The organism is Pedobacter namyangjuensis, assembly GCF_003313325.1.
Classification (GTDB): Bacteria; Bacteroidota; Bacteroidia; order Sphingobacteriales; family Sphingobacteriaceae; genus Pedobacter; species Pedobacter namyangjuensis.
In genome coordinates, this window is record NZ_QMHQ01000007.1 from 1 (window position 1) to 4,471 (window position 4,471).

Here is a 4,471-nt window from a genome sequence, read left to right on the forward strand (position 1 = left end):
TTATAAACTACCGACAAACAAGACTGAGAATGAAAACATAAATTTGAAATATTGGACAATTTCAGCAGGACTAACTTTGACAATTATTTCAGTAAGACTTTTAAGCGGACTTGACATTAAACAATACGGGAACGTAATTGTGACAGCTATTTCCGCAGGACTAATTTCGTTAACAATAACACCGTGGCTGACAAGGACGAAATAAAACAACGAACCGCCAACATCGGTTTGGCAATATGGCGGCTGAAGTACTTCTATGAAACATCTGTGCAAGGTTCAACGGTAGTAATTCTATTGAACTTTTGTGCTAAAAATCCGCCACATCGCAAAGCCCCGAAACGTTAGCCGTCAGCTTAAAATAACAACTTGACAAAAACAAATGACATTTTTACATACAGCTAGAGGAGTTTACGACAATACTTATGACGAAGACGGAATGTCTTGGAAAAAGTATATCGAATGGTCAAAATTGACACATTTAACAGAACTTGTTTCGCTTGACGGAATGTTAAATGAAATTTTAGTTGAACCCGACTATGACAATGCTGAAGATTGGGAATATATTCACGTTGTTGAACCATATCAAACTGGATTTTTCACGACGTTGGAGTTTATCTTTAAGAGATTGCAAGCTAAGGATAGATTTAATCTGTTGACAATTACAATAGAGCCGGACAAAGATTGTAGTGAAATAAATCTTGAAAATTATGAATTTGTTGGTTATGACTTATTAGACAAAGACTTCAATATTAGTGCTTTAAGCAATTGTGGCGGATTTGACGAAACATTTTTACCGAATGACCTGAATGAAAAAGGGCTTATAAGCGACTTTTCAAAAGCATATGATATTAAGAAACGACTTTTAGAAAATAATCCTGACGAAGACCACGCAGACACAAATGTAATTGCTGTTTGGCGACATAAAACAATTGGAAGATGAAAGAAAATATTATTAACAAAAAAAAAGCCGAACCGCTAACAAGGGTTTACCTTCGGTGAGGGCTTCGCCGTTTGCAATAGTGGGGCGAAATTGCAAAGTTCAATCCCGTACGTACGGGATTCTTCGGTGCAACTTTTGTACAAAATTGAAGATTTCTGCTTCGATTGCCCCACCATCGCAAAGCCCCGAAACGTTAGCCACAATAGCATAGCGACACCAAACATAGACAATGAAACATCACTTTGGAGACTTTTTAGACAGAACAGGCGACTATTGGACAACTATTCCGAATAGAGAAAGATTTGCATTTATTGCCGATTTTGAAATCGCAAACAAGGACGAAGTAAAAATTTTGACAATAACCAAAACCCAAGACAAAAACCATTGGGAACAAATATTTACTTGTCCAAACCTTGAAGAACTAACACTTCACGACCCAAGTAAAGAGCAAGTTGAAGCAATTCATAAACTGACAAATATAAAACGTTTAAGAGTAACTTTTTTCAGAGCGACAGACATAGAATTTATTGGAGACTTGGAAAACTTGGAAGAAGTAATTCTTGAATATGTTTCAGGCTTTTCTGATTTGACACCATTACTCAAACTGACAAAATTAAAATCATTACATTTTGAAAATCTTCGTAGAGTTTCAAATTTTGACGGATTACGTGGACTTGATAGTTTACGATATTTACATATTGACGGAACACTTGATTGGAATCAACCAATTGAAAATTTTGGTTTTCTAAAAGAACTGCCAAATATTGAAGTCTTCTCATTAGGTTTTATCATTAACAAAATAGAGTTTCCTGCGCTTTTACCAATCTTGCATTTGAAGAAACTCAAAAAAATAAAAATCGGACGAGCCACATTCAAGACAAACGAATATGCATTTTTACAAATTGCGTTACCGAATGTTGAAGGTTGCAATTGGGATTTGTGTTGGGACTATCACGACAATTTTGAATTTTTAGGTAAGCGAGCAGGATTTGTAAAAAAGAATAGTCCTATTGTTAAAGAACGGTGTGACGAATTTATTGCGACATTTGAAAGGATGAAAAAGGAATCAGAAACAATAATCAAAAGCTACTGTGGCTAATAAGGGTTTTGCGTCAGGCGGGCGAAACTGCAAAGTTCAACGGTTGTTCTTCGATTGTACTTTTGTGCAAAATTAAAGATTTGCGCTTCGATTGCCCCACCATCGCAAAGCGCCAAAACGTTAGGTCGCATTAGTAAACGACATTGCAAATAATGAAGAATTGGTATAAGAACTTCCGAACTAAGTATTATTACGACAATTTTCCTAGACTCACGAAAATTCTCACGTTTACTATAATGCCAATCATTTGTGTTTTGTTTATTGGTATCTCGCTATATCTTAATTGGTTGTCAAATCGTACAGTTGGAAACTACGAATTCATTAGTGGAAGAATTGTTCAAGCTATCAGACTGGAAAGAAAAACCAATAATCAAGTAACAGATATTGTCTTCGATATTAAAATTGACCAGACCAATCTTTTTCTGAGCAAAAATCATTTGAGTGACACAAGCAATATCTCGTTAATCAAAACGGGTGAAATCGCTGAGATATATTTCGACAAAAAAGATAATTCAATAACACAAATGTATGTTGACAATCAAAAAATTATCGACATACACGACTACAATAGCCATATAAAATCGTCTAGAAACGTAACAATAGTAATTGCAGTTTTATTTACCTTGTGGTTGACATCTAGAATTTATAGATATAGAAAATATAAAAATTTAAACTAACGCAACCTAACAACAGGTTTAAGTTAAGCCTCGGGCGAAGCAAGAACACAATAATTTGAAGCTATTTATTTAGATTATTGCTGTAGGTAATTTTTGCAGGTAAATTAGGCTCAACTTAAACCTGCAAAACGTTAGTGGCAATTCTAAAAGATAATAATGAAACTATTCAAACTTTTAAAAAGACAGTCCAAAACGTACTTCTCACCCGAGCAGACCATACGTCATTTAGTTGATTATATGCCCGAATTCTATAGAACACAAAGACAGTTTATTGACTGTGTGGAGTTTTTAAAGAATAGAGAATGGGAACTTGCGCTTGACAGCTTAATAGAACTCGCTGACGAAACAGAACACTATTTTTCTGAAGACTTTTGGCTCGGACTTGCAGACTCTGCCGAAAAAATGAACCTCACAGACAAAGCAAATTATTGTAGAGAACAAATTAAGCGAAACATAGAAGACTTAAAATCAAAAACACCGTTTGGTTGGACAACTATAAAATTTGACGGGACACATTTTCAACACCATATTTCTGAGAAACTAAAAGAAGAATGGGCAACGGAAAGACGTGAGAAAGATAAAGTTCAAGAATTGCTAACGAAAGATGGAGTTCACCTAAAATCACACGGACGAAGTGGATTTTTATATATTACAAACAATGGAAAAGTTGCCGAAGTTGAATTTGAACTAGGAACGAACGTACTTATTCTTTATTTCAAAAATTTGACAGATTGGTCATTGCCGACAAAACAAACACTAACAGTTGACGAGAAACAGAAAATAAAATCAGATATTAATAATTGGGCGACAAACACAAAAAATGCAATTGAATTTGACGACTGAAAAAGAACTGCCACTAACAAGGGTTTACCTTCGGTGAGGGCTTCGCCGTTTACAATCTGGGGCGAAACTGCAAAGTTTAACGGCAGTTCTTCGGTTCAACTATTGTACAAAATTGAAGATTTGTGCTTCGATTACCCTACCATCGCAAAGCCCCGAAACGTTGGTGGCAATACGATGCGACATCTCAAAACTTAGACAAACAATTGTGACAGCTTCCTAATTCCAGAAAAATGAATCGAGCATATTTAATTGGACATTGGGTTTTGACCCTCATGATAGCGCCATTAACATCACAAGTTATTGACTATTTTTACGGGTCAAATCCTCATCAAGTTGTTGGACTATTAGAAGTTTATCCAATTACTTTACTTTTTAGCATTGTCTTTTCCTTGCCTACATTTTTAATTTATCTGACGTGTTTCTATTTTTTATCAAAGCAAAATACAAATTTGAGTGTTTCCAAATTTATCTTAATCGCAGTTTCGGTTTCAGGGATTTACATTACTCAGACAATAATTAAAGGAACTATGAGCAAAGATATAATAATTTCATATTCAGTTACTACCATTATCGTTGGACTGATATTGAGATTAAAAAAGTCTGAAACAAAAGGGCAAGACAATATCGTTACGACATAAAGTACTACACACAACATTGCATTGGCGTTATAGGGGCTGACGAACATAGGCTGAACATTTGTAATTCTATTTAACTTTGGTACAAGCATTGGGCTGACGAGCCTTGATTTCTCCTACAACACCAATGCTTCAACGTTATAGCAAGTTTTAGGACGACCCGTAAACAGACAGAAAATACGAAAAAATGCCATTTACATTCTCACATCCAGCAATCGTTTTACCGCTGACATACCTGCCGAAAAAATGGTTTTCGCTGACTGGACTTGTAATTGGT

At 35.3% G+C, this 4,471-nt stretch carries 7 protein-coding genes; all 7 read left to right on the top strand.

Annotated elements, in window-relative coordinates; translation table 11 throughout:
- On the top strand, positions 1 to 205 hold a 205-nt coding region (locus DUT69_RS19390; RefSeq protein ID WP_205314308.1), incomplete at its 5' end, for a hypothetical protein.
- Between the two features lie 174 nt (positions 206 to 379).
- The gene (locus DUT69_RS18905) at positions 380 to 940 is read left to right on the top strand and encodes a hypothetical protein (RefSeq protein WP_113654849.1); all 561 of its coding nucleotides are present in this window, start codon (positions 380 to 382) and stop codon (positions 938 to 940) included.
- Positions 941 to 1,169: 229 nt separating this feature from the next.
- A complete protein-coding gene (locus DUT69_RS18910; protein ID WP_113654850.1) occupies positions 1,170 to 2,039 on the top strand; it encodes a leucine-rich repeat domain-containing protein in 870 nt (289 codons plus the stop codon).
- 236 nt (positions 2,040 to 2,275) lie between these two features.
- Complete coding sequence (locus DUT69_RS18915) at positions 2,276 to 2,716, top strand: hypothetical protein (protein ID WP_113654851.1); 441 nt, start codon at positions 2,276 to 2,278, stop codon at positions 2,714 to 2,716.
- Between the two features lie 156 nt (positions 2,717 to 2,872).
- A complete protein-coding gene (locus DUT69_RS18920) occupies positions 2,873 to 3,559 on the top strand; it encodes a hypothetical protein (protein WP_113654852.1) in 687 nt (228 codons plus the stop codon).
- 230 nt (positions 3,560 to 3,789) lie between these two features.
- Positions 3,790 to 4,197, top strand: a complete 408-nt coding sequence (locus DUT69_RS18925; RefSeq protein ID WP_113654853.1) for a hypothetical protein — start codon at positions 3,790 to 3,792, stop codon at positions 4,195 to 4,197.
- A 184-nt stretch (positions 4,198 to 4,381) separates the two neighbouring features.
- A partial coding sequence (locus tag DUT69_RS19600; RefSeq protein WP_113654854.1) for a DUF4184 family protein occupies positions 4,382 to 4,471 on the top strand: 90 nt, incomplete at its 3' end.

Coding starts and splice junctions, on each gene's coding strand:
- DUT69_RS18925 (WP_113654853.1), top strand. CDS start 3,790: ATGAATCGAGCATATTTAATTGGACATTGGGTTTTGACCCTCATGATA.
- DUT69_RS18905 (WP_113654849.1), top strand. CDS start 380: ATGACATTTTTACATACAGCTAGAGGAGTTTACGACAATACTTATGAC.
- DUT69_RS18910 (WP_113654850.1), top strand. CDS start 1,170: ATGAAACATCACTTTGGAGACTTTTTAGACAGAACAGGCGACTATTGG.
- DUT69_RS18915 (WP_113654851.1), top strand. CDS start 2,276: ATGCCAATCATTTGTGTTTTGTTTATTGGTATCTCGCTATATCTTAAT.
- DUT69_RS18920 (WP_113654852.1), top strand. CDS start 2,873: ATGAAACTATTCAAACTTTTAAAAAGACAGTCCAAAACGTACTTCTCA.